Source organism: Citrobacter sp. CK198, from assembly GCF_030333295.1.
In the GTDB taxonomy this organism is placed as follows: Bacteria; Pseudomonadota; Gammaproteobacteria; order Enterobacterales; family Enterobacteriaceae; genus Citrobacter_B; species Citrobacter_B koseri.
In genome coordinates, this window is sequence record NZ_JAOWGE010000032.1 from 96,016 (window position 1) to 116,060 (window position 20,045).

The 20,045-nt window shown below is 54.7% G+C and carries 15 protein-coding genes and 1 pseudogene; 2 read left to right on the plus strand and 14 right to left on the minus strand.

What is annotated here, in order from left to right; genetic code table 11:
- Positions 1-160 precede the first annotated feature (160 nt).
- The 10 genes and pseudogenes from OGY62_RS15010 to frmR form a co-directional block, all read right to left on the minus strand.
- A complete protein-coding gene (locus OGY62_RS15010; protein ID WP_286460227.1) occupies positions 161-2,812 on the minus strand; it encodes an excinuclease ABC subunit UvrA in 2,652 nt (883 codons plus the stop codon).
- 25 nt (positions 2,813-2,837) lie between these two features.
- Entirely contained in the window at positions 2,838-3,461 is a 624-nt protein-coding gene (locus OGY62_RS15015) for a DsbA family protein (protein WP_353654539.1), read from the minus strand.
- Positions 3,462-3,491: 30 nt separating this feature from the next.
- Positions 3,492-4,692 (minus strand): annotated as a pseudogene (gene nhaA, locus OGY62_RS15020) (Na+/H+ antiporter NhaA); the annotation flags it as partial.
- A gap of 39 nt (positions 4,693-4,731) precedes the next feature.
- Positions 4,732-6,045, minus strand: a complete 1,314-nt coding sequence (locus OGY62_RS15025) for a replication-associated recombination protein A (RefSeq protein WP_286460228.1) — start codon at positions 6,043-6,045, stop codon at positions 4,732-4,734.
- A 50-nt stretch (positions 6,046-6,095) separates the two neighbouring features.
- Positions 6,096-7,406 carry an NAD(P)/FAD-dependent oxidoreductase gene (locus OGY62_RS15030; RefSeq protein WP_286460229.1) on the minus strand — a complete coding sequence of 437 codons (1,311 nt, stop codon included), beginning with the start codon at positions 7,404-7,406 and terminating at the stop codon, positions 6,096-6,098.
- A gap of 17 nt (positions 7,407-7,423) precedes the next feature.
- Complete coding sequence (gene fghA / locus OGY62_RS15035) at positions 7,424-8,254, minus strand: S-formylglutathione hydrolase (RefSeq protein ID WP_064291130.1); 831 nt, start codon at positions 8,252-8,254, stop codon at positions 7,424-7,426.
- A gap of 47 nt (positions 8,255-8,301) precedes the next feature.
- Positions 8,302-9,636, minus strand: a complete 1,335-nt coding sequence (locus OGY62_RS15040; RefSeq protein WP_286460230.1) for a DUF3422 family protein — start codon at positions 9,634-9,636, stop codon at positions 8,302-8,304.
- A 147-nt stretch (positions 9,637-9,783) separates the two neighbouring features.
- Positions 9,784-10,185 (minus strand): VOC family protein, encoded by a 402-nt coding sequence (locus OGY62_RS15045; RefSeq protein WP_286460231.1) that lies wholly within the window; start codon positions 10,183-10,185, stop codon positions 9,784-9,786.
- 50 nt (positions 10,186-10,235) lie between these two features.
- On the minus strand, positions 10,236-11,345 hold the full coding sequence (locus tag OGY62_RS15050) for an S-(hydroxymethyl)glutathione dehydrogenase/class III alcohol dehydrogenase (protein WP_286460232.1): 1,110 nt from the start codon (positions 11,343-11,345) through the stop codon (positions 10,236-10,238).
- Positions 11,346-11,401: 56 nt separating this feature from the next.
- Complete coding sequence (frmR, locus tag OGY62_RS15055) at positions 11,402-11,677, minus strand: formaldehyde-responsive transcriptional repressor FrmR (RefSeq protein ID WP_286460233.1); 276 nt, start codon at positions 11,675-11,677, stop codon at positions 11,402-11,404.
- A gap of 287 nt (positions 11,678-11,964) precedes the next feature.
- On the opposite strand from frmR, the gene uvrB reads away from it, so the two are divergent.
- Positions 11,965-13,941, plus strand: a complete 1,977-nt coding sequence (uvrB, locus tag OGY62_RS15060; protein WP_286460234.1) for an excinuclease ABC subunit UvrB — start codon at positions 11,965-11,967, stop codon at positions 13,939-13,941.
- A gap of 108 nt (positions 13,942-14,049) precedes the next feature.
- On the opposite strand, the gene OGY62_RS15065 is transcribed toward uvrB, so the two are convergent.
- Both OGY62_RS15065 and OGY62_RS15070 read right to left on the minus strand, forming a co-directional pair.
- Positions 14,050-15,267: a glutathione-independent formaldehyde dehydrogenase gene (locus OGY62_RS15065; RefSeq protein ID WP_286460235.1), complete on the minus strand. Its 1,218-nt coding sequence runs from the start codon at positions 15,265-15,267 to the stop codon at positions 14,050-14,052.
- A gap of 497 nt (positions 15,268-15,764) precedes the next feature.
- Positions 15,765-17,105: an aspartate aminotransferase family protein gene (locus OGY62_RS15070; RefSeq protein ID WP_286460236.1), complete on the minus strand. Its 1,341-nt coding sequence runs from the start codon at positions 17,103-17,105 to the stop codon at positions 15,765-15,767.
- A gap of 172 nt (positions 17,106-17,277) precedes the next feature.
- Here OGY62_RS15070 and OGY62_RS15075 point away from each other — a divergent pair, with 172 nt between their 5' ends.
- Positions 17,278-18,054, plus strand: coding sequence for a DeoR/GlpR family DNA-binding transcription regulator (locus OGY62_RS15075; RefSeq protein ID WP_286460237.1), 777 nt, complete (start codon positions 17,278-17,280; stop codon positions 18,052-18,054).
- Between the two features lie 134 nt (positions 18,055-18,188).
- Here OGY62_RS15075 and OGY62_RS15080 read toward each other — a convergent pair whose 3' ends face one another.
- Both OGY62_RS15080 and OGY62_RS15085 read right to left on the minus strand, forming a co-directional pair.
- Complete coding sequence (locus OGY62_RS15080; protein WP_286460238.1) at positions 18,189-19,715, minus strand: sodium:solute symporter family protein; 1,527 nt, start codon at positions 19,713-19,715, stop codon at positions 18,189-18,191.
- A complete protein-coding gene (locus tag OGY62_RS15085) occupies positions 19,712-19,984 on the minus strand; it encodes a hypothetical protein (RefSeq protein WP_064291139.1) in 273 nt (90 codons plus the stop codon). The genes OGY62_RS15080 and OGY62_RS15085 overlap by 4 nt, the downstream gene beginning before the upstream one ends.
- Positions 19,985-20,045 lie beyond the last annotated feature (61 nt).

Consider the following 20,045-nt stretch of genomic DNA (forward strand, 5'->3'; position numbering starts at 1 on the left):
TTTATCACCCTTGTCACGGCTAATACACATCAGGCGAGCGGAAAACCATCCGGCGCAGTTTTCGCTGCACACTGATTCCTGCCGTGTTTTAGTTCCGTCATGGCAAAATGATGCTGGAAAAACCGTCGTCGCCATTGATGCAATGGCGACGCAGCCCTTGTCAGCCGTTCCGTGAGAGTTCCCTGGCAATATACTGTGCGGTACGACTTTCTGTGACCTGCGATACCTGTTCGGGCGTCCCCGCGGCAACCAGGCGTCCTCCCTCATGTCCCGCGCCGGGTCCGATGTCGATAACCTGGTCTGCCTGCGCAACCGCCCGCATATCGTGTTCAATCATTATCACGGTATTTCCTGCATCAACAAGCCGCTGCAACTGCACCAGGAGACGGTCCGCATCGGAGGCATGCAGACCGGTGGTCGGTTCATCCAGGATATACAACGTATGGCCACGCTGGCTACGTTGCAGTTCGGTTACCAGCTTGATCCGTTGCGCTTCCCCTCCGGATAACTCGGTTGCTGGCTGTCCCAGACGCAGATAGCCCAGACCTATTTCGCCCAGCAGGCGGAGGGGGCGAGCCACGGGCTCTTCATCTGCAAAGAACTGACAGGCTTCATCCACTGTCATGTGCAGGACCTCCGCGATATTTTTGTCCTGCCAGCGGATCCTGAGGGTATCCTGGTTATATCGCGCGCCATGACAGGTCGGGCACGGCGCATACACGCTCGGCATAAACAGCAGCTCCACGCTGACAAATCCTTCGCCTTCACAGGTTTCACAGCGACCCTTTGCCACATTGAAAGAGAACTGACCCGCATCGTAATGATGGCTTTTCGCATCAGGCGTCCCGGCAAAGAGCTTACGAACAGGATCAAACAGCCCGGTATACGTCGCCAGATTAGAACGGGGCGTCCGGCCTATCGGTTTCTGGTCAACCTGGATAAGACGTTTTACCCGTTCGGTATCACCGGTCAGGGTACCGTACGTTTTCTCCGTCACGGACGGCCCCTCAGCATCGCTGGTTTCGGACAGCACGTCTTCTGGCTCATGACCAAGAAAAGAAAGCATCAGTTCCGGTAAGGCCTGCGCAATCAGACTGGATTTACCGGAGCCAGAAATCCCCGTCACAGCGGTCAGCACGCCCAGAGGAATATCGACGTCAAGTCCCTTAAGATTGTGCCGGTGAATGTCCTGTAACTTCAGCCATCCGGAGGGTATCCGGGCAAAAGACTGAGGTGGACGGACTTCATCAAACAAATAACGCGCGGTGCGGGATTGAGAAACGGCTTTCAGGCCTTCCGGAACCCCACTGTAGAGAACATGTCCGCCCTGTTCACCGGCCGCGGGTCCCACATCGACCAGCCATTGCGCCCGTCGCATCAGATCAAGATCATGTTCAACGACAAACACCGAGTTGCCGGCATCACGAAGGTGCTCAAGGGCATCGTAAAGCGCATGACTGTCTGAGGGGTGCAGGCCTGCCGATGGTTCATCAAGAACATAGACCACGCCAAACAGCATCGAACTGAGTTGCGTGGCAAGACGCAGCCGCTGGAGCTCTCCGGCTGACAGGGTAGGGGTGGCTCTGTCCAGAGTAAGATAACCCAGTCCCAGCCTCTGCAACTGGTACAGCCGGGCCATGACCCCTCTGGTCAGCCGTTGTGCCGCCAGTCGTTTTTCTTCCGACAGCGCTGAAGTCCGGCGGACATCAGGTGTCACGGAATGGACCGCTTTGCCGGATTCAGCCCGTTCCGTCCGGTCCCGACGGGTGATCTCCCCGTCGGCATCCGCACCGGCGTGGTGAGCGCTGAAATCCCCCCGGGAGATCGGAAGGAGCAATTCCGCCAGCTGGTCTAAGGGCATCTGCATGAATTCACCGATGTCCACACCGGCAAAGGTGACGGACAATGCTTCTGGCTTCAGTCTTTTCCCGTGACAGACCGGACACAGCTTACCTTCCATAAAACGGGAGACGCGTTTTCTCATTAGCGCGCTTTGCGTGCTGGCGAAGGTATGCAGCACATAACGTCGGGCTCCGGTGAAGGTCCCCATATAACCCGGCGTCAGTTTTTTCCTGACGGCAGCGCGTGTCTCTTCCGGACTCAGTCCCGGGTAGACCGGCACCGTGGGGGTGTCTTCGGTAAACAGGATCCACCGGCGGTCTTCCGCCGGCAGATCTTTCCAGGGCGTATCAATGTCATAACCCAGCGTCACCAGAATGTCCCGCAGATTCTGTCCGTGCCAGGCCGGGGGCCAGGAGGCAATGGCCCTGTCACGGATACTGAGTGAAGGATCGGGCACCATCAGTGCTTCAGTCACCTCATAGATATGGCCCAGACCGTGACAGGAAGGGCAGGCTCCCTGTGGCGTGTTGGGCGAAAAATCCTCGGCATACAGCATCGGCTGTCCGGCAGGATAAGCGCCCGCCCGGGAGTACATCATTCGCACCAGGCTGGATAAGGTGGTCACGCTGCCGACAGAGGAGCGCGCGTTACTGGCGCCACGTTGTTGCTGCAGCGCAACGGCTGGCGGCAGTCCGTCAATGGCATCCACATCCGGCACGCCGGCCTGATCAATGAGGCGACGTGCGTAAGGGGCAACTGATTCAAAGTAGCGCCGCTGCGCCTCGGCATAGATGGTGCCGAAGGCCAGTGAAGACTTCCCGGAGCCGGAGACACCCGAGAAGACCACCAGGGCATTACGCGGGATGGAGACATCCACCTCTTTGAGGTTGTTCTCGCGCGCACCGCGCACCTGCACGAGGCCGCTGGCCGCAGCGATACAAGAGGATTCACCGAAAGAATTGTTTGGCATGTTCTTATCCTGTAGTTCGTCCCGCTCAGGACGGGACTTCCTGAGTTCGGGGGCCGCGGCGACTGGCTTCGAGCGCGGCGGTGAGAGTGCGGGCGTCGTAGCTGCCGCGCAGGCGGCGACCCTCGACGAAGAACGTCGGCGTGGTGTGCGCACCACTGGCGACCGCGCTGATGAGGTCACGTTCGACACGCCCGACCACCGCGGGGCTGTCGAGATCCGCGATGAACTGATCGATATCAAGACCCAGCCCGGCGGCGTAGCCGATCAAGTCCTCGCGCTCCAGCGCATGCTGACGGGCGAACACGACGTCCAGCCACGGCCAGAACATCCCCTGGTTCGATGCCGCCTCGGACGCCCGCGCGGCGAGCGGCCCGTGCGGATGGTGCGGCAACTGGCGCACCACATACCTCAGATCGTCCCCGAAGTGGGCGCGCAGATCGTCCCATGAACCGGTAGCGTGCGCACAGTACGCGCACTCGAAGTCTACGTACTCCACGAGCGTGAGCTGCGCGTCCTCTGGTCCGCGAATGTGATCGACCTCGGGATCGACTGGCGGCTCAAGCACCATCGGCAGATCGGCGGTCTCCTCACCCCATCTGCGAGCGGCGACCTTGAAGATGAACCGCCCGAGCAACGTAGCGAGCACCATTGACACGAGCACGCCGACCGTCGCCTGGCGGCCCAGGTCGGAGGTCGTGCCGAACGCGAGCCCGATGATGAGCAGCGACACGGTGAACCCGATCCCGGACAGTGCCGCACCTCCGAACACGCTTCCCATCCCGACGCCCGTCGGCAGGCGCCCCAGGCCGAGGCGGACGGCGGCGAGCGTGATGAGCCCGATGCCCAGGAGCTTGCCGAGCACGAGCCCCGCGATGACGCCCCAGGTCACGGGCGAGCTGAAGGCCTCAGCGAGCAGCCCACCTCGCAGGTCCACCCCGGCGTTCGCCAGGGCGAACACCGGGACGATCAGCAGCGCCGTCGGCAGCCGCAGGAACTCGTGCAGTCGCTCGTTCACCGAGATACCCCGGGAGAGCCCGCAGTCCACTGCGCGGGCCGATGCGGCACTCGGAGACTGCCAGAAGTCACGGAACAACTGCCTTGCCGCGACGACCTTGTGACGTTGCGTTGCGTAGGCGGGGATCAGGAGCCCCGCGGCCATCCCGGCGAGGGAGGCATGGATGCCGGAGTACACGGTCGCTAACCACAGCACGATCACGATCAGCACATACGGCGCTGCCCGCCACTGGCGGGTGCGCCCCAGCAACCACAATCCGACGAGACTGGCGAGGGCAATCAGCAACGGGATGATCCGGATCTCCTCACTATAGACGATGCCGATGATGGACACGGCGAGGAAGTCATCGACTACGGTCAGGGTGAGCAGGAACACGCGCAACTGACCGGATAGCCGCGGGCCGACGATCGCCAGGGTACCCAGCATGAATGCCGTATCGGTGCCGACCACCGCCCCCCACCCGTGCAGGCCCTCACCTCCGGCCAGCCCCACGATCAGGACATACACCAGCGCGGGAAGCACGACACCCGCGACACCCGCAATCAAAGCGAGACGGGCACGGCTGCGGTCCCTGAGCGAACTCCTGTCGCACCTCCAGGCCGATCAGGAAGAAGAAGACGACCATCAGGCCGTCGTTGACCCAGTGATGCAGATCCATGTGCAGACCCAGCGGCCCGAAGTCAAACCCGACGTCCAGGTGCCACAACGCGAAATAGGCATCGGATAGCGGCGAGTTCGCCCATGCAAGCGCCACACCCGTGACGATCACCAGCAGCACCGCAGCTCCAGACTCCGTGTGCAGATAGCGGGCTACTCGTCTTCGTCGGATTTTCGCCGGGGATTCACCTGTAAAAGAGTCTGGCATGTTCTTATCCTGTAGTTCGTGAATTTCGGGGGAGATCGGTCAAGCGTCCCCGCCGGGCGGCGTCGCGTCATCCAGCGAGCGCAGCCAGGTAAGCCTTTCTCCCAGCCTGCGCTCGACGCCCCTGTCCGTTGGCTGGTACCAGCCCGGCCGTGCCACGCCCTCGGGAAAATAGGTTTGTCCAGCGGCATAGCCGTTGGGCTCATCATGGGCGTAGCGGTAGCCTTCGTGATACCCCATCTGTTTCATCAGCTTCGTCGGCGCATTGCGAAGATGCAGGGGCACTGGCTGGGAACCACTGCGCTTGACGAATGCCCTGGCCTGATCCCAGGCGGCACAGGCGGCATTTGACTTGGGGGCCAGAGCAAGGTAAGTCACCGCCTGGGCCAGCGGTATCTCGCCTTCGGGTGAGCCCAGCCTGTCGTAGGCCAGCGCGGCATTGAGTGCCAGTTGCAGCGCCTGCGGGTCGGCATTGCCGATGTCTTCGCTGGCCATCACCACCATGCGGCGGGTCACCTGGCTCACGTCGCCGCTGCCATCGAGGATGCGGGCCAGCCAGTACAGGGCCGCATCGGGGTCGGAGCCCCGCAGCGACTTGTGGAAGGCCGATAGCTGCCAGTAAAACTCGTCGCCGCCCTTGTCGAACCGGCGCAGCGATGGACTGATGGACTGCCTGGCGAACTCGCCATCGACCACGGCCTTGCCAGCGCCCGACGCAGCATTTGTCACCTGCTCAAGCAGATTGAGGAAGCGCCTGCCATCGCCATCGGCAAAGCCCCTGAGCAGGTCCAGCGCATCCGCATCCAGCGTGGTACCCTGGAGATGCGGCAGTGCGCGTTCGTAGAGCTGGTTCAGTTCGTCGCCGGACAGCGGTTCGAGGGTATAGACCTGCGCGCGCGAGAGCAGTGCGGAATTGACCGCCAACCCCGGATGCTCGGTCGTCCCCCCCACCAGGGTCAGGAGTCCCGACTCGACATGAGGCAGCAGGGCATCCTGCTGCGCCTTGTTGAAGCGATGGATCTCATCGACAAAAAGCACCGTCGATCGACCATGGTTGTCCAGTTCTGCCTGTGCCTCGTCGATGGCTTGCCGGATGTCCTTCACCCCGGCAAGCACGGCCGAGATGGCGATGAACCGGCTGTCGGTCGCACTGGCGGCCAGGCGCCCCAGGGTGGTCTTGCCCACACCAGGCGGCCCCCAGAGGATGAATGAGTGCAACTTGCCCGCCTCGAACGCCAGACGCAGCGGCTTGCCAGGGCCGAGCAAGTGCCTCTGCCCGACGAATTCATCCAGCGTCCCGGGCCGCAGGAGTTCGGCCAGGGGAGGCCTGGGCTTTGTCGTGAATAGATCAATCAAGTTCTCTCTCCGGCATTGCTGATAGTTGATGTTCAGATAACGTTGGCACCTCAATCCCGGGAGCCGGATTTATCCAGGGGCGCGGGCTCTTTGTCGGAGCTTGCATGCGTGATGATGCGAGAGCCCCGGTATCCGACGCTGTGATTCCAGATCCAGCTGATGGCGACACTCAGGCGGTTTCGGGTACCAATCAAAAAATACAGATGAATAAGCTTCCAGAACCACCACGCCAGCGCTCCCCGGAGTGTTAACCGTCCCATATCAACCACGGCCAGTCCGCGGCCGATGGTGGCCAGGTTGCCCTGATGCCGGTACCGGAAAGGCTTGATGGCAGCGTTGTCATTGCTTAAACGGGATTTAATCCGTTTCGCCACGTACTGACCTTCCTGTTTGGCGGCCGGCGCAATACCGGGGACCATCTTCCCGTCCTGGCCGGTCACAGCCGCGGTATCACCAATCACAAAAATGTCCGGGTGTCGGGGGAGCGCGAGGTCTGCGCCCACGATAACCCGGCCGGCCCGATCGGCTTCCACACCGAGCCAGCCAGCGGCCGGTGAGGCCGTCACGCCTGCTGCCCAGATGATCGTTTTAGCCGGGACAGACTGCCCACCATATTCCACACCGTCTGCAGAGCACGCCGTGACCGGTTGACCAAAACTGACCTCCACCCCGAGTTTCTCCAGAGACTGACGGGTGTATTCTGATAAGGGCTCAGGAAACGCCGTCAGTAAACGCTGCCCGGCTTCAATCAGCATGATCCGGGTGTCCGCCGGATCAATGGTGCGAAAATCGTTTTTCAGCGTTTTTCTGGCCAGCTCAGCAATGGTGCCGGAGAGTTCAACGCCCGTCGGGCCCCCTCCGACAATGACAAAGGTCTGGTAAGCCGCCCGTAATCCGGGGTCGGTGGTCTTCTCCGCATTTTCAAACGCGGAGAGGATCCGCCCTCGCAGGGTGGTGGCGTCATCCAGATCCTTCAGTCCTGGCGCAAACTTTTCCCAGTCATCATGACCGAAATAGGCATGCGTGGCCCCGGTGGCTATGACAAGCGTGTCATAACTGATTCGGGCGCCGTCTTTCAGCAGGACCTGGCGTGAACCGGTATCCACCCCCTGAACCTCTGCCATCAGGGTGCGGACATCCTGGCGATGTCGAAACAGATAGCGAACAGGCCAGGCAATTTCGGCCGACGGCAGCGAGGCGCCGGCGACCTGATACAGCAAAGGCTGAAACAGATGATAGTTGCGCCGGTCAATCAGGGTGATCGACACGTCTGCTCCTGCCAGATCTCTGACGACGGACAGTCCGCCGAACCCGGCCCCGATCACGACGACGTGATGTTTTTGTTCACTGATGTTTGCCATAGCCTGTATTCCTGTTCCTAGCGTGTCAGTGCGGCTGCATGATGTGCTATGTGGTCGCCAATATAGCTGGCGATGAAGTAGTAGCTGTGATCATGTCCGGGCCGCAGATTGAGGGTCAGCGGATACTGCACCTCTTCACAGACACGTTTCAGCCTTTCCGGCTGCAGCTGAGTTTCAAGGAACTCATCATCAAGCCCCTGATCGACCAGCAGGGGCAGTCGCTCCCGGGCCGTGCGGATCAGTTCAACCGTGTCGTACGGCTTCCAGTTTTCCCGGTCATCGCCGAGATAGGCGGACAGCGCATTTTGTCCCCAGGGAAGCTGAGACGGCGCCACCACCGGTGAGAATGCGGAGACGCTCTGATAACGACCCGGGTTTCTTAACGCGATCATGAGCGCGCCATGCCCGCCCATCGAATGCCCGCTGATACTGCGTTTTTCAGACGCCGGAAACCAGTGTTCAATCAGCGACGGGAGTTCGTTCACCACATAGTCATACATTCGGTAATGGGGCGCCCAGGGCTCCCGGGTCGCATTCACGTAGAACCCGGCTCCCTGTCCGAGGGCATAATCGGCGTCATCAGGAATATCCGGTCCGCGTGGACTGGTATCGGGCGCCACAATCATGATCCCGTGTTCTGCGGCATAGCGCTGTACACCCGATTTGGTAATAAAATTCTGCTCTGTGCAGGTCAGTCCGGAAAGCCAGTAGAGCACCGGCACATTACCGTCAAGCGCCTGAGGCGGAATATAGACACCAAACTTCATGGTGCAGCCAAGCGTGTCGGACGCATGCTGATAGACTTCCTGCCAGCCATCAAAGCTGGCATGGTGTTCAAGACGTTCCATGGTGTTCTCCGTATATCGGCAGGATAATTAAGCTACGCGCTGACACTTCAGTCAGTCACGTTGTCGTGATGTCCCGGGTCGGTGTGTGAATTCCTGATCCTCCGCACCACCCACCAAATCGCGAGCACAATAAAAGGCACGAGAACAGCAACAGCCAGTTCAGGTGGCATGACATCATGAATGCCAGGGATCCCCTTCACCAGATACGAAATCAGGCTCACCACATAATAGGAAATGGCGGCGACAGATAATCCCTCAACGGTCTGCTGGAGATGTAACTGCTGCCGGGCCCGGTTATTCATCGAAGCCAGCAGATCACGGTTCTGATGCTCCAGTTCGACATCTATCCAGGAGCGCAGTAACGCAATCGCCCGCATCAGTTTGTCTGACAGCTTCGCCTGCCGTTCTTTCACGGAGCGGCATGTCCGCATGGCGGGCGCAATACGGCGTTGCAGAAAATCAGCCCACGTGTAGTAACCAGACACCGGGGTTTCAGCGAGTGTCGTCAGCCTTTCCTCAACGATGTCGTAGTAGGCCTGGCTGGCGCCGAACCGGTACAGATTTGCCGCGGCACCCGCTTCAAGCTCTGCGGCGAGACTGGTCAGCGCGGACAGCAGTAGTTCATTCTCACGATGTTCTTCGGTTCGCATTTGTTCCGTGATTTCAGCGAGCTGGTTTTCCACACGTCGCAGTTCCGACGTCAGGGTCCGGGTCAGTGGCAGAGAAAGCAGTGCGAGGGTACGGTAATTCTCAATCTCGAGCAGACGCTGCGCCAGGGCGCCCAGCTGCGCCGCTTTCAGACCACGTTCAAGAATAAGAATATGCGTCAGTCCGTCGGCATCCTGACGGAAATCCGTCACAATCGCGGCCTGACCATCCTCAACCAGCGAGTAGCACAGACTGACCGGATCAAAATCTGCCACGGCTGCTTCAGATTCAGCCGTCCAGGGCCGGATATCCAGCCGGGTACCACAGATAACCGGCCCCGGCGGCGTAAAGCCCTGCCGGAAGGGATTCTCCCCCCTTAACTGTCCATTCTGTGGATCGCAGGAGGTCCCCCATAAATACGTGGAGAATTCGCCGTGTTTTTCGCAATACAATGCGCCCTCCCGCCACGTGATGCCGTGCAGGGGCGCGGAATTTTCTGAGGGTGCCACGCCGAGACGTTGCGACAGCTCTGTCATGAGCTGCTGGTCTCCTGACGGGTCTCCTTTGGTCATGAACGCAAACTGCAACAGGGTCTGCGGCGACGTAAGAAGAAGATGCGGACGGGCATGGACTTCATCGACTGCCGCGGCTCTGTCCTGATGAGCCGGCATACCGTACACGGTTTCGGGTAAGGGTGTCTCTGGGCAGTTACCGGATAACGCGGGCTCTTTCATCTCATTTTCTCTCTGCTGACAGTCAGTCACATCACACTCGCGAAAGATGCCCGCAGACGTCAATGTCCGCGGGCTGAGCTTAATATGCCAGTTAACGCTATGCAGGGGGCTTGAGAGTCTAACCCTGCGGGTTTACCGGCGGTTCATTCATTCAGTGAAGGTATAAGAGCAGATCTTATTACCCGCCGGATCACGCAGGTAGGCCGCATAAGCACCTGGCAGGTGACCACGCGGACCCGGCTGTCCTTCATCGGTACCGCCTGCGGCCAGACCGGCAGCATGAAACGCATCCACTTCGGCAGGACTGGCAGCGGCAAAGCCCACCGTCACACCGTTGCTGGATGGGGCTTCACCGTTGCCCGGACGGGCGATGATGAAAGCCGGTTTGTCGCGGCCAAAAAGAACCCAGCCGTTGCCGAAAGGGCCGAGGTTCCTGATGCCAAGCGCACCCAGTGCAGCATCGTAAAAGGCGGCTGATTTCTCAACGTCAGCGGCACCGATAAAGACGTGCGAGAAGATGCCGTCACCGGAAATAACAGGAGTGGTCATGGTACGTTTCCTTTAAATGTATGTTGAACAGTACGTCAGTGATGCGGAGATCAGTAGTGGATAACCGTACGGATAGATTTACCTTCGTGCATCAGGTCGAAGGCTTCATTGATGTCATCCAGCCCCATGGTATGAGTCACGAAAGGCGCCAGATCGATTTCACCTTTCATGGCGTCTTCAACCATACCCGGAAGCTGGGTGCGGCCTTTAACACCACCAAAAGCAGATCCCTTCCATACGCGTCCGGTGACCAGCTGGAACGGGCGCGTGGAGATCTCTTTACCGGCGCCGGCGACCCCGATGACTACCGACTGGCCCCAGCCACGGTGCGCGGATTCCAGCGCAGAACGCATAACGTTCACATTCCCGATACACTCAAACGTGTGGTCAACGCCCCAGCCTGTCAGCTCAATAAGAACGTCCTGGATAGGTTTGTCATAGTCTTTCGGGTTGATGCAGTCTGTTGCCCCGAATGAGCGGGCCAGTTCGAATTTCTCAGGGTTGGTATCGATAGCGAAGATACGTCCCGCTTTCGCCTGACGAGCCCCTTGCACCGCAGCAAGACCAATGCCGCCCAGGCCAAAAATAGCGACCGAGTCACCTGGCTGGACTTTAGCGGTGTTATGTACGGCGCCAATCCCTGTCGTGACACCGCAGCCCAGAAGACAAACATGCTCATGATTCGCCTGCGGATTGATTTTTGCTAAAGACACTTCAGCAACCACGGTATACTCACTGAAGGTGGAGCAGCCCATATAGTGGAAAAGCGGCTGACCTTTGTAAGAGAAACGGGTGGTGCCGTCCGGCATGAGTCCTTTACCCTGCGTAGCACGAACAGAGACACACAGGTTTGTTTTGCCGGATTTACAGAACAGACACTCACCACATTCTGCGGTGTAAAGCGGAATAACATGGTCGCCAGGTTTTACGCTGGTGACACCTTCACCCACTTCCACAACAACACCTGCACCTTCATGCCCCAGTACTGCCGGGAACACCCCTTCCGGATCGTCACCGGACAGGGTAAATGCATCAGTATGACAGACGCCTGTGTGGGTAATTTTTACCAGGACTTCACCTTTACGAGGTGGCTCCACATCAATCTCAACGATCTCAAGCGGCTTACCTGGTCCGAATGCAACAGCTGCACGTGATTTCATATGTCATTTCCTTTCGTTACTGTTTTTTGACCCCATCAGACGTCTGCCAGGCAGCGCTAACGGAGATAGGATCGGACTATCGAAATGGTGTCGTCGATTGACTTTTTCTGTGACTCACTTCGTTTGCCCGTTTCGGGGAATTCCTCCCGGAGATAGCTTTCCAGAACAACCGCCATCAGGCCGTTAACGGCTCCCCGTACAGAAGCCAGTTGCTGCAACACGGAAGAACATTCATCCTCGTTTTCAAGCGCCTGTTCAAGCGCGGCAATCTGACCTTTGATGCGTCTTACCCGGGTAAGCGCCTGTTTTTTTTCTTCTGGTGAATGCGGCATTGCATGCCCCTTTTGTTCAGGGTTGAAAGTAATATAGTATACCCCCCTATACCATGCAAGGAAAAATATCGAACTTCCGATGTACAAACTGTGACCAGTAACCGCGTTGTTTCAGGCATATTTTTACTTTAATGGTGCATAAATGAAGGGTGGCAGGAGTCTAACGGATTGATGAAGAACAGTTAAATCTAATCCACTCAGGCATAAATACCCTGCGCATGATTGTCATAAACTATAGTGTAGTAGTGTCAACGCTGACCGGGGTGTTTAAATCAGGAGAAACCATAATGTCCACAGGAAAGTTCATTCTACATTCAGACTATATCCCGTCAGGGGATCAGCCCGAAGCCATCGCACGGCTGATAGCGGGAGTGGAAGAGGGGGCTACGCACCAGACGCTGCAGGGGATCACCGGCTCGGGTAAAACGTTTACCATGGCGAATGTAATACACCGTCTGCAGCGTCCCACTCTGATACTGGCGCCCAACAAAACATTAACGGCACAGCTGTATCTGGAAATGAAACAATTTTTCCCGGAAAATGCCGTGGAATACTTTGTTTCTTACTATGATTTTTTCCAGCCGGAAGTCTATATTCCCGGCAGCGACCGTTTTATTCCTAAAGATTCCGCCATTAACGATCATCTCGAAAGGTTGCGGCTATCCACAACCAAAGCGCTGATTGAGCGTCATGATGTGATTGTCGTTGCCTCCGTCTCCTCCATTTATGGGTTAGGGGATCCGGATGCCTACCGGGCGATCCAAATCCCTGTCTGGCCCGGTCGGCCGCTTGCCCAGCGGGAGTTTATTCATCAACTGTCCCGTCTCCAGTATGCCCGTACAGACAAAATGCTCACGCGGGCGACGTTCCGGGTGCGTGGCGATATCATTGATATTTTTCCGGCTGATGCAGAACACCATGCCATCAGGGTCGAACTTTTTGATGATGTCATCGAATCCGTGAAATGGATTGACCCCGTCAGCGGGAAATATCTTGGCGATATCGACCACTATCTGGTCTCGCCCAAAACGCTTTTCGTGACCCCAACGGCTAAGATTCCTTCTGCGACCAAAAATATTCTCGCTGATATGGAAAAGCGCGTGGCTGAGCTAAACAAAGCGAATCGTCTGATCGAGGCTGAACGTTTATACGAACGTGTTAACAACGATGTCGAAATGATCCGTGAACTGGGTTACTGCTCAGGTATGGAAAACTATTCCTGCTATTTCAACGACAGAAATCCGGTACTTCCGCCGACCACTCTGCTGGACTATCTGCCCAAAAATGGTCTCCTGTTTGTTGATGAATCCCATGTCATGATCCCGCAAATCTCCGCGATGTACAGCGGCGATCAGAGCCGTAAAGAAACGCTCATCGACTTTGGGTTCCGGCTGCCATCCTCAAAAAATAACCGCCCTCTGAGCTTTACTGAGTTTGAAAAGATTAAACCGCAGACGATCTTTGTTTCTGCGACGCCGGGTAAATATGAATTACAGAAATCAAAACAACACGTTGTTCAGCAAATTATCCGTCCCACCGGGTTGCTGGACCCTGAAATAGAGGTCCGGAGAAAAGACCAGTGCGTGGAAAACCTGCTCCAGGAAATCCGGCGCTGCGTTAACAAAAAAAATCGGGTCCTGGTGACGGTGCTGACCAAAAAGACGGCGGAAGAACTGAATGATTTTCTGACGGAACAGGGGATCCTTTCCCGATATCTGCATTCTGATATCAAAACGGAAGAAAGGCAGGAAATCATCGATGGATTGCGATCAGGAGAATTCGATGTGTTAATCGGCATCAGTCTCCTGCGCGAAGGACTCGACATTCCCGAAGCCGCACTCGTCGCTATCCTGGATGCTGATCATGCAGGTTTTTTACGCTCTTCACACGCGCTCATTCAGATGATTGGGCGTGTTGCGCGAAATGTTGAGGGTAAAGCTATTCTGTATGCTAATAAAGTCACCCCGGCGATGAAACAGGCGATGGATGAAACACAAAACCGCAGGGAACGGCAGATTGCCTATAACCAGGAACATCACATTAAACCGGTGTCTTCGGTGCGCAAACACGTGACCGTACAGGATGAAGATGACTATCCTGTGGTTCATAGTGAGGCATTTTGTGCGAATCTTTCAGAGTTGTGTGAACGCATTACGGTTAAAGAACAACAGTTACTGACCTGTGAGGGATCAGGAGAAGAAAAAGGACTGGAACAGTTGAGGAAAGAACTGGGTGATTTGTATCGCCAGTTTATTTTCATGTGATGTAAGCCTTCCGGGGGATTATTCCTGGTGGGAGATAATAGTCAACCATCAAAGGGGAGTCATCCTATATCAGGGTGACTCCCCTTTATTTAAAGTATAATTATAACCTTAATGTCTCACAGACCCGTGGGGATCTATCACATATTTGTAAGCTGAACCAGAATCAAACTCTTTATAGGCATCTGGCGCATCTTCCAGACTGATAAACTTAATATTCATCATCGGAGTAAGATACGGCATACGATCATTCAGTATTGCTCGCATAAGGGCATGATTATAATTGGCTGTGGGGGACTGGCCTCCTGACATTCGTGGTGATTTAATCCATGCATTTGACAGTTCCACATCCATATATCCTTTTTTGGCCTTCTGGTCTCTGGAAATCGGATTCGCACAATACACACCAACGGTACTGGTCATCCCGCCAAAACGAACATATTTCAACAAAGCGTTCGTCACTGCACTTTCGATAATTTCATTGGCCTGGTCGCCAAAACCACGACAGTCCACACCGACATAATCGATGACTCTGTCAACCTCTCTGTTTCCTGTGATACGTTCCAGATGCTCTTCAACAGGAATACCATCGGAAAGATTGATCGTTTCGATGCCATGAGGTTTCAGAAGATCCAGACGTTCCTGGATATAATCGGCAACAATGATTGCACCAGCCCCCAGGAGTTTCGCGCAGGCCGCTCCAGCCCTGCCGACCGGGCCTGCACCGAATATGAGGACATTCTCGCCGACAGTATAAGCAGGCGCTGCCGGCCAGTCCGGGGATGCAAAGCCATGGAATGCTGTGGGCAGGACATCGGAAAGAAGAGTTAAATCCCGAATGTTATCCATTGCGGCATCTTTGTCAGGAAAACGCAGAAGGTTAAAGTCAGCATAGGGTACAAAGAGATAATCTCCTTGTCCGCCGGCCCATCCTCCAAGGTTGAATCCATAAGCCCCACAATCCATTTCGGGATTGGTATTTTCGCAGACATCAGAACGCATATGTTTACAGTTATAACAACGTCCACAACCTACATTGAAAGGGACGGAGACAATATCGCCCTTCTTGATAAATTCAACGTCCGATCCGATGTCGATAACTTCACCGGTCATTTCATGGCCCATGGTCATGCCCTTCGGAACCGCGAAAGAGCCGCGATAGATATGCAGATCGCTCCCACAGATGTTTGTGGTGACAATTTTTAGAATGGCGCCGTGAGGGGCATTTTTGCCCTGAGGTGTGACTAACTCGGGGAACTTAAAGGTGTTAACTTTCATCACCATCGGTTTTTCGAACGTGACAATTCGGTTTCCGGTCTGGGTCATCATTTACCTCCGGTTAGTTTATTTCCCATTCCCTACGTATAAACAGAGACAACAGAAAAAAGAAAAACGTCTCATTTTTACGAAGAATGAGGAGAGTATCCAGAATCTGTAAGGCTGGAACATACGACACTCATAAAGAGTAGGAAACATCGGATATGTCGTCAAATTAAAAGCATAAATTGCATTGTATTATATTTATATATCAATACAATACAAAGACCTACACCGGGATTATATCTGTATTGCCTTGTGAAATATTTCGCTGAACAAAAATATTGGAAACTATTTATTTATAAAATACAAATCAATACATCTTCACTGAAATAATTAATGCGGTGATTATTAGGTATATAACCCCTTGAAAACCAATGAACTCTTCCATGGCGCTTTTACGCTTCGCTTTGACAAAATTAATGCGAATTTAACAGCATAGGCGTCAGTTTACTGATGTTATTTCTTTAATTGCGGAGCGCAATATATTCTCATTGCGCTCCATGATATTATTTACCTAGTTCATAAAGAGATTTATCCAGCGCACCAACTAACCAGTCAATATCCGAAGGCTGGAATGACAGCGGTGGACGCAGTTTCAGTACGTTACCATAGGGGCCGGCGACCGAAGTCAGGACATGGTGCTCACGTAGTTTCTCTATCAGATTGAGGGCCAGAGTCTTATCCGGGGTTTTGCTTTCACGGTCCTGCACCAGTTCGAAACCAATAAACAGGCCGGCTCCACGAATGTCGCCAATACATTCGTGACGTTCCATCAACTTCTGCAATTCACTCAACAGCAGCGCACCAGTCTTACGACTGTGTTCCTGCAGTCCTTCCTCCTTAATGACTTTCAGGACCGCCTGAGCCGCGGCCATTGCCACCGGATTGCCACCAAACGTATTAAAATAGGGAATATCATCACTGAAGGCAGCCAGCACATGGCTTTTCGCCAGCAGACCGGAAACCGGGATACCATTTCCCATCGGTTTGCCGGTGGTGACGACATCGGGAACAACGCCGTGACGAGCAAAACCCCAGAATGCATCCCCGGTACGGGCAAAACCGGGTTGTACTTCGTCAGCAATAAAAATGCCGCCATTGGCATGCACGACATCAACCGCCTTTTTCAGGAAACCGGGTGGATTGGGTAACACTCCGTCTGAAGAGAAAATAGAGTCAGCAAGAAAACCGGCAAACTTGATACCATGCGCACTCATATCGTCAATCTGCTTCTGGATTTCATCCGCAAACCATTCCCCAAGATCCGGGGCATCAACCCGATAGAGGTCCGGAGGAGGAACTAAACGCGTTGTCTTCGCCAGAGGTTGACCGCTTCCCAATGCCGGGGAGGCGCCAGAAGTCAGTTCACTGGTGCCGTGATATGCCTCCTGAGAAACAATGATGCCAGTGCCGCCACTGTACGCTCGCGCAACACGGATGGCCAGATCGTTAGCTTCTGACCCCGTACACATATACATCGCACGATCAATGGCATCCGGTGTGGTTGCCAGCAATTCTTCGGTGTAATCAAGAATGCGTTCATGCAGGTAACGGGTATGTGTATTCAGCATTTTCATCTGTTGATACACGGCCTCAATCACGGCCGGATGACAGTGACCAATACTGGCCACGTTGTTATACGCATCCAGATATTTATCACCTGCGGCATCCCACAGGTATTGGCCTTCCCCGCGTACAAGATGTACAGGTTTACGGTAGAACAGACGATAAGATTCTCCCAGTAACTTGCTGCGTTTATCTGTGAGTTTGCGGGTTTCAGTGTCCAGTGCGTCGGCATGCTCAGCCCGGAAACTGTTGGTATCCATAATGGTAGAACGTGTAACCATGGTAACTCCCGTTGCATTGGTGGAAGGGATGCACGATGAAAAAATCGCATCTCTATCATGCCATTTCTCATCAAAAATGCAATAAAATACACAAATGCAAAAATGTACACATGAAACTTCAAAGTCATTCAGGTAGACTTCTGTTAAGTGCACACGCCACAAGAGAAAACATATGCTTCAGGAAACCCGCTTACATCGCATACGAACTCTGCTGACGACACAGCATCAGGTCAGCACTGAGCGCATAGTTAAAGAACTGGGGATTTCCCGGGAAACGGCCCGACGCGACATTATCGAACTGGAAGCCCTGGGCCTCGCAAGACGCGTGCATGGGGGGGTGGTCGCTGTACAAAGCCAGCCGGAACCTCCACTGCAGATCCGACGAAGCGCGCAGGCAAAAGAGAAACGGGCAATAGCTGCGGCAGCGGTACCACATTTACATTCCGGACAGACGCTGTTTCTTGATGCCGGGACAACCACAACGATGCTGGCAGAAGAATTGCGCACAATGTCCGGGTTAACCATTATAACGAACAGCCTTCAGGCAGCACTGGCACTGAGTGCAGGAGAAGAGAGTGACACGCTGAATAATCAAGTGATATTGGTTGGTGGAATGATGCTGGCCGGTGCACAACAGACCCGGGGGGAGATCACTGTGGCTGAAATTTACCGCTACCGTGCTGATGTCGCGCTATTGTCCCCGGTGGGGATTGAGGCGCGATACGGGGCCAGCAGCTTTCATCCTCATGAGGCAGCCATTGCCGGTGCCATGATCCAGCAGTCACGTATGACGATTCTCCTGGCCGATCACAGTAAACTGGGTGTGATCAGCCGAACGATTTACGCGCCGGTCAGCGACGTGGATATGCTGATTTGTGACAGGGGGGCGGCGAAAGTGGGTTCACTGGCCGCCCTGAAGGCTGTGATACCACAGGTGCTGGTAATTTAACTGACGGAAACTGCGACGATACATTCAGAATAATTCGTGGGGTGGATCTTCACGGAACATGTTCTTAATGGTGATAATACGGAAAAGCCAGGAAAGAGACAGGCTCAACATCCGATGTTGAGCCAGTCCTGATCTTAATTCAATGCGGGTTTTATTCGGGATTGTGGTACGCCATCAGCCAGAGTGAACAAGGCTTCCACTCGTGCTTTTTCTTTTTCATCCAGCGGGAGCATCACTCCTGCCAGGATAAAGACAGTGACGTTCCCTGCCAGGCCGACAATACCGCTGGTGAGTGAGCCCAGCAACGGAATGTCATCAGGGAAAAAGATGGTCAATACAATGGCAATAATGATCCCGGTTAACATCCCCAGCAGGGCGCCTTGTTTGTTACCGAATCGGCTGAATATCCCGAAGAAAAGCGGGACAGCCAGCTGGATAATACCCTGATAGGAGATTTGCGCCAGCAACTGCAATCTCGAATAATTGAAGGTGAAGTACGCCAGTAAAGCGGCTGCGACGATGAATACCACCATACCCGATTTTGCCAGTACCGTTAGTTGACGATCGTTGCGGGGGGTATTCCAGGTAGCAAGGTCATTTGCGAACTGCGTACCACAGACCTGAACGCAACCGTCAACATGGCCGATACTTGCCGCCAGCACAATGACCAGTGCTAAAGCCAGCAGCCACGGTCCTCCCTGATCAAACAGTGCGGTAAAGAAGCCGTTCTGCGGATTGGCCTGTACGTTCGGATCCTGGCTTACCGCCGTGGCAAACAGCATCAGGATAGCGTAGAAACCACCGACCAGCAGAATCGTCAGCAACGTGCCTTTTTTCACTGAACGAATACCACTGGCTGTGTAGATCCGCTGAAAACTCATTGGCCAGCACATTGATCCCACCACTCCGGTAAATATCAGGCTGAACATATACCATGGACCATAATGAGATCCTTCCGCCCCGGGCACCTGCAACATATTCGGTGGTAGGGTGGCAAGCTTTTCATAGCCATGGTCACCGCTGAATAACAGGATCACACAAACCAGTGCGCCCAGTCCGTAAGCAATGATGCCCTGATACATGTCTGTCATGATGAGTCCACGCATTCCCATGCTGACGGTCCAGTATTGTCTGACCAGAATCAGCAGTACGCCCGCAACCAGACAGGTGGTTACACCCCAGCGACCGAAGCTGGCAAACTCCACCAACAGTGCCAGAGCCTGAATCCCCATGACCACCCATGGAAAGACACAGATGATCCCGATGATTGAGGCGACGCGTTTTACCGCCGGGCTGTTAAACCGCATACCGAGCAGGTCCGGCTGCGTGGTAAGGTTAAAATGCTGTCCCCATTTCCATGCACGACGAGCCATCAGATACATCGCTGTTACGCCAAGGGTGGAATAAACGGCGCCATAAAATCCGATCACGCCACTGACGGATAACGCAAAAAAAGCCGTAAATGTTGCGCCCGGCCACCACGAATTAGTATAACTCATCGCGATATACCATGGACCGTATGAGCGACCGCCGACGGCATAATCTGCAAATGAAGTACTTTTACGGTTGGTGGCATACAACACGCCGATCATGATGGCCAGGAAAAGACCAATCATGCCAAAAGTAATTGAATAATGTGGTTCTGCTGTACTGATATTCATGATGACACCTCATCTTCCGGAATTTCGCCAAAAGCGCATTCCACGAGATAGACAATCCATAACCCAACCCCCAGGAGTACTGCAATTGAAAGCCAGTAAACAATGGGGGCAGGGATACCCAGAAAAAGTGCCGAGCTACCACTGACCGTTAAGTATAAAGGGGGGCAGAGTGCCATCAGCAATAATACAAACAGGTATAAGGAAAATAATTTGTTTTTAATACTAATACGCGTGCGCAATTTCTGCGCTATGATAACAGAGTTCATCATAACCTCCTGAAGTCAAGATAATAGTGTGCGCACTCCTTTACCTGCTGGAGAAAATCAGCAT

Coding starts and splice junctions, on each gene's coding strand:
- OGY62_RS15065 (WP_286460235.1), bottom strand. CDS start 15,267: ATGATGACCCAGACCGGAAACCGAATTGTCACGTTCGAAAAACCGATG.
- OGY62_RS15080 (WP_286460238.1), bottom strand. CDS start 19,715: ATGAATATCAGTACAGCAGAACCACATTATTCAATTACTTTTGGCATG.
- OGY62_RS15040 (WP_286460230.1), bottom strand. CDS start 9,636: ATGAAAGAGCCCGCGTTATCCGGTAACTGCCCAGAGACACCCTTACCC.
- OGY62_RS15075 (WP_286460237.1), top strand. CDS start 17,278: ATGCTTCAGGAAACCCGCTTACATCGCATACGAACTCTGCTGACGACA.
- OGY62_RS15015 (WP_353654539.1), bottom strand. CDS start 3,461: ATGGTGCTCGCTACGTTGCTCGGGCGGTTCATCTTCAAGGTCGCCGCT.
- OGY62_RS15045 (WP_286460231.1), bottom strand. CDS start 10,185: ATGACCACTCCTGTTATTTCCGGTGACGGCATCTTCTCGCACGTCTTT.
- OGY62_RS15030 (WP_286460229.1), bottom strand. CDS start 7,406: ATGGCAAACATCAGTGAACAAAAACATCACGTCGTCGTGATCGGGGCC.
- frmR (WP_286460233.1), bottom strand. CDS start 11,677: ATGCCGCATTCACCAGAAGAAAAAAAACAGGCGCTTACCCGGGTAAGA.
- fghA (WP_064291130.1), bottom strand. CDS start 8,254: ATGGAACGTCTTGAACACCATGCCAGCTTTGATGGCTGGCAGGAAGTC.
- OGY62_RS15085 (WP_064291139.1), bottom strand. CDS start 19,984: ATGATGAACTCTGTTATCATAGCGCAGAAATTGCGCACGCGTATTAGT.
- OGY62_RS15050 (WP_286460232.1), bottom strand. CDS start 11,345: ATGAAATCACGTGCAGCTGTTGCATTCGGACCAGGTAAGCCGCTTGAG.
- uvrB (WP_286460234.1), top strand. CDS start 11,965: ATGTCCACAGGAAAGTTCATTCTACATTCAGACTATATCCCGTCAGGG.
- OGY62_RS15010 (WP_286460227.1), bottom strand. CDS start 2,812: ATGCCAAACAATTCTTTCGGTGAATCCTCTTGTATCGCTGCGGCCAGC.
- OGY62_RS15070 (WP_286460236.1), bottom strand. CDS start 17,105: ATGGTTACACGTTCTACCATTATGGATACCAACAGTTTCCGGGCTGAG.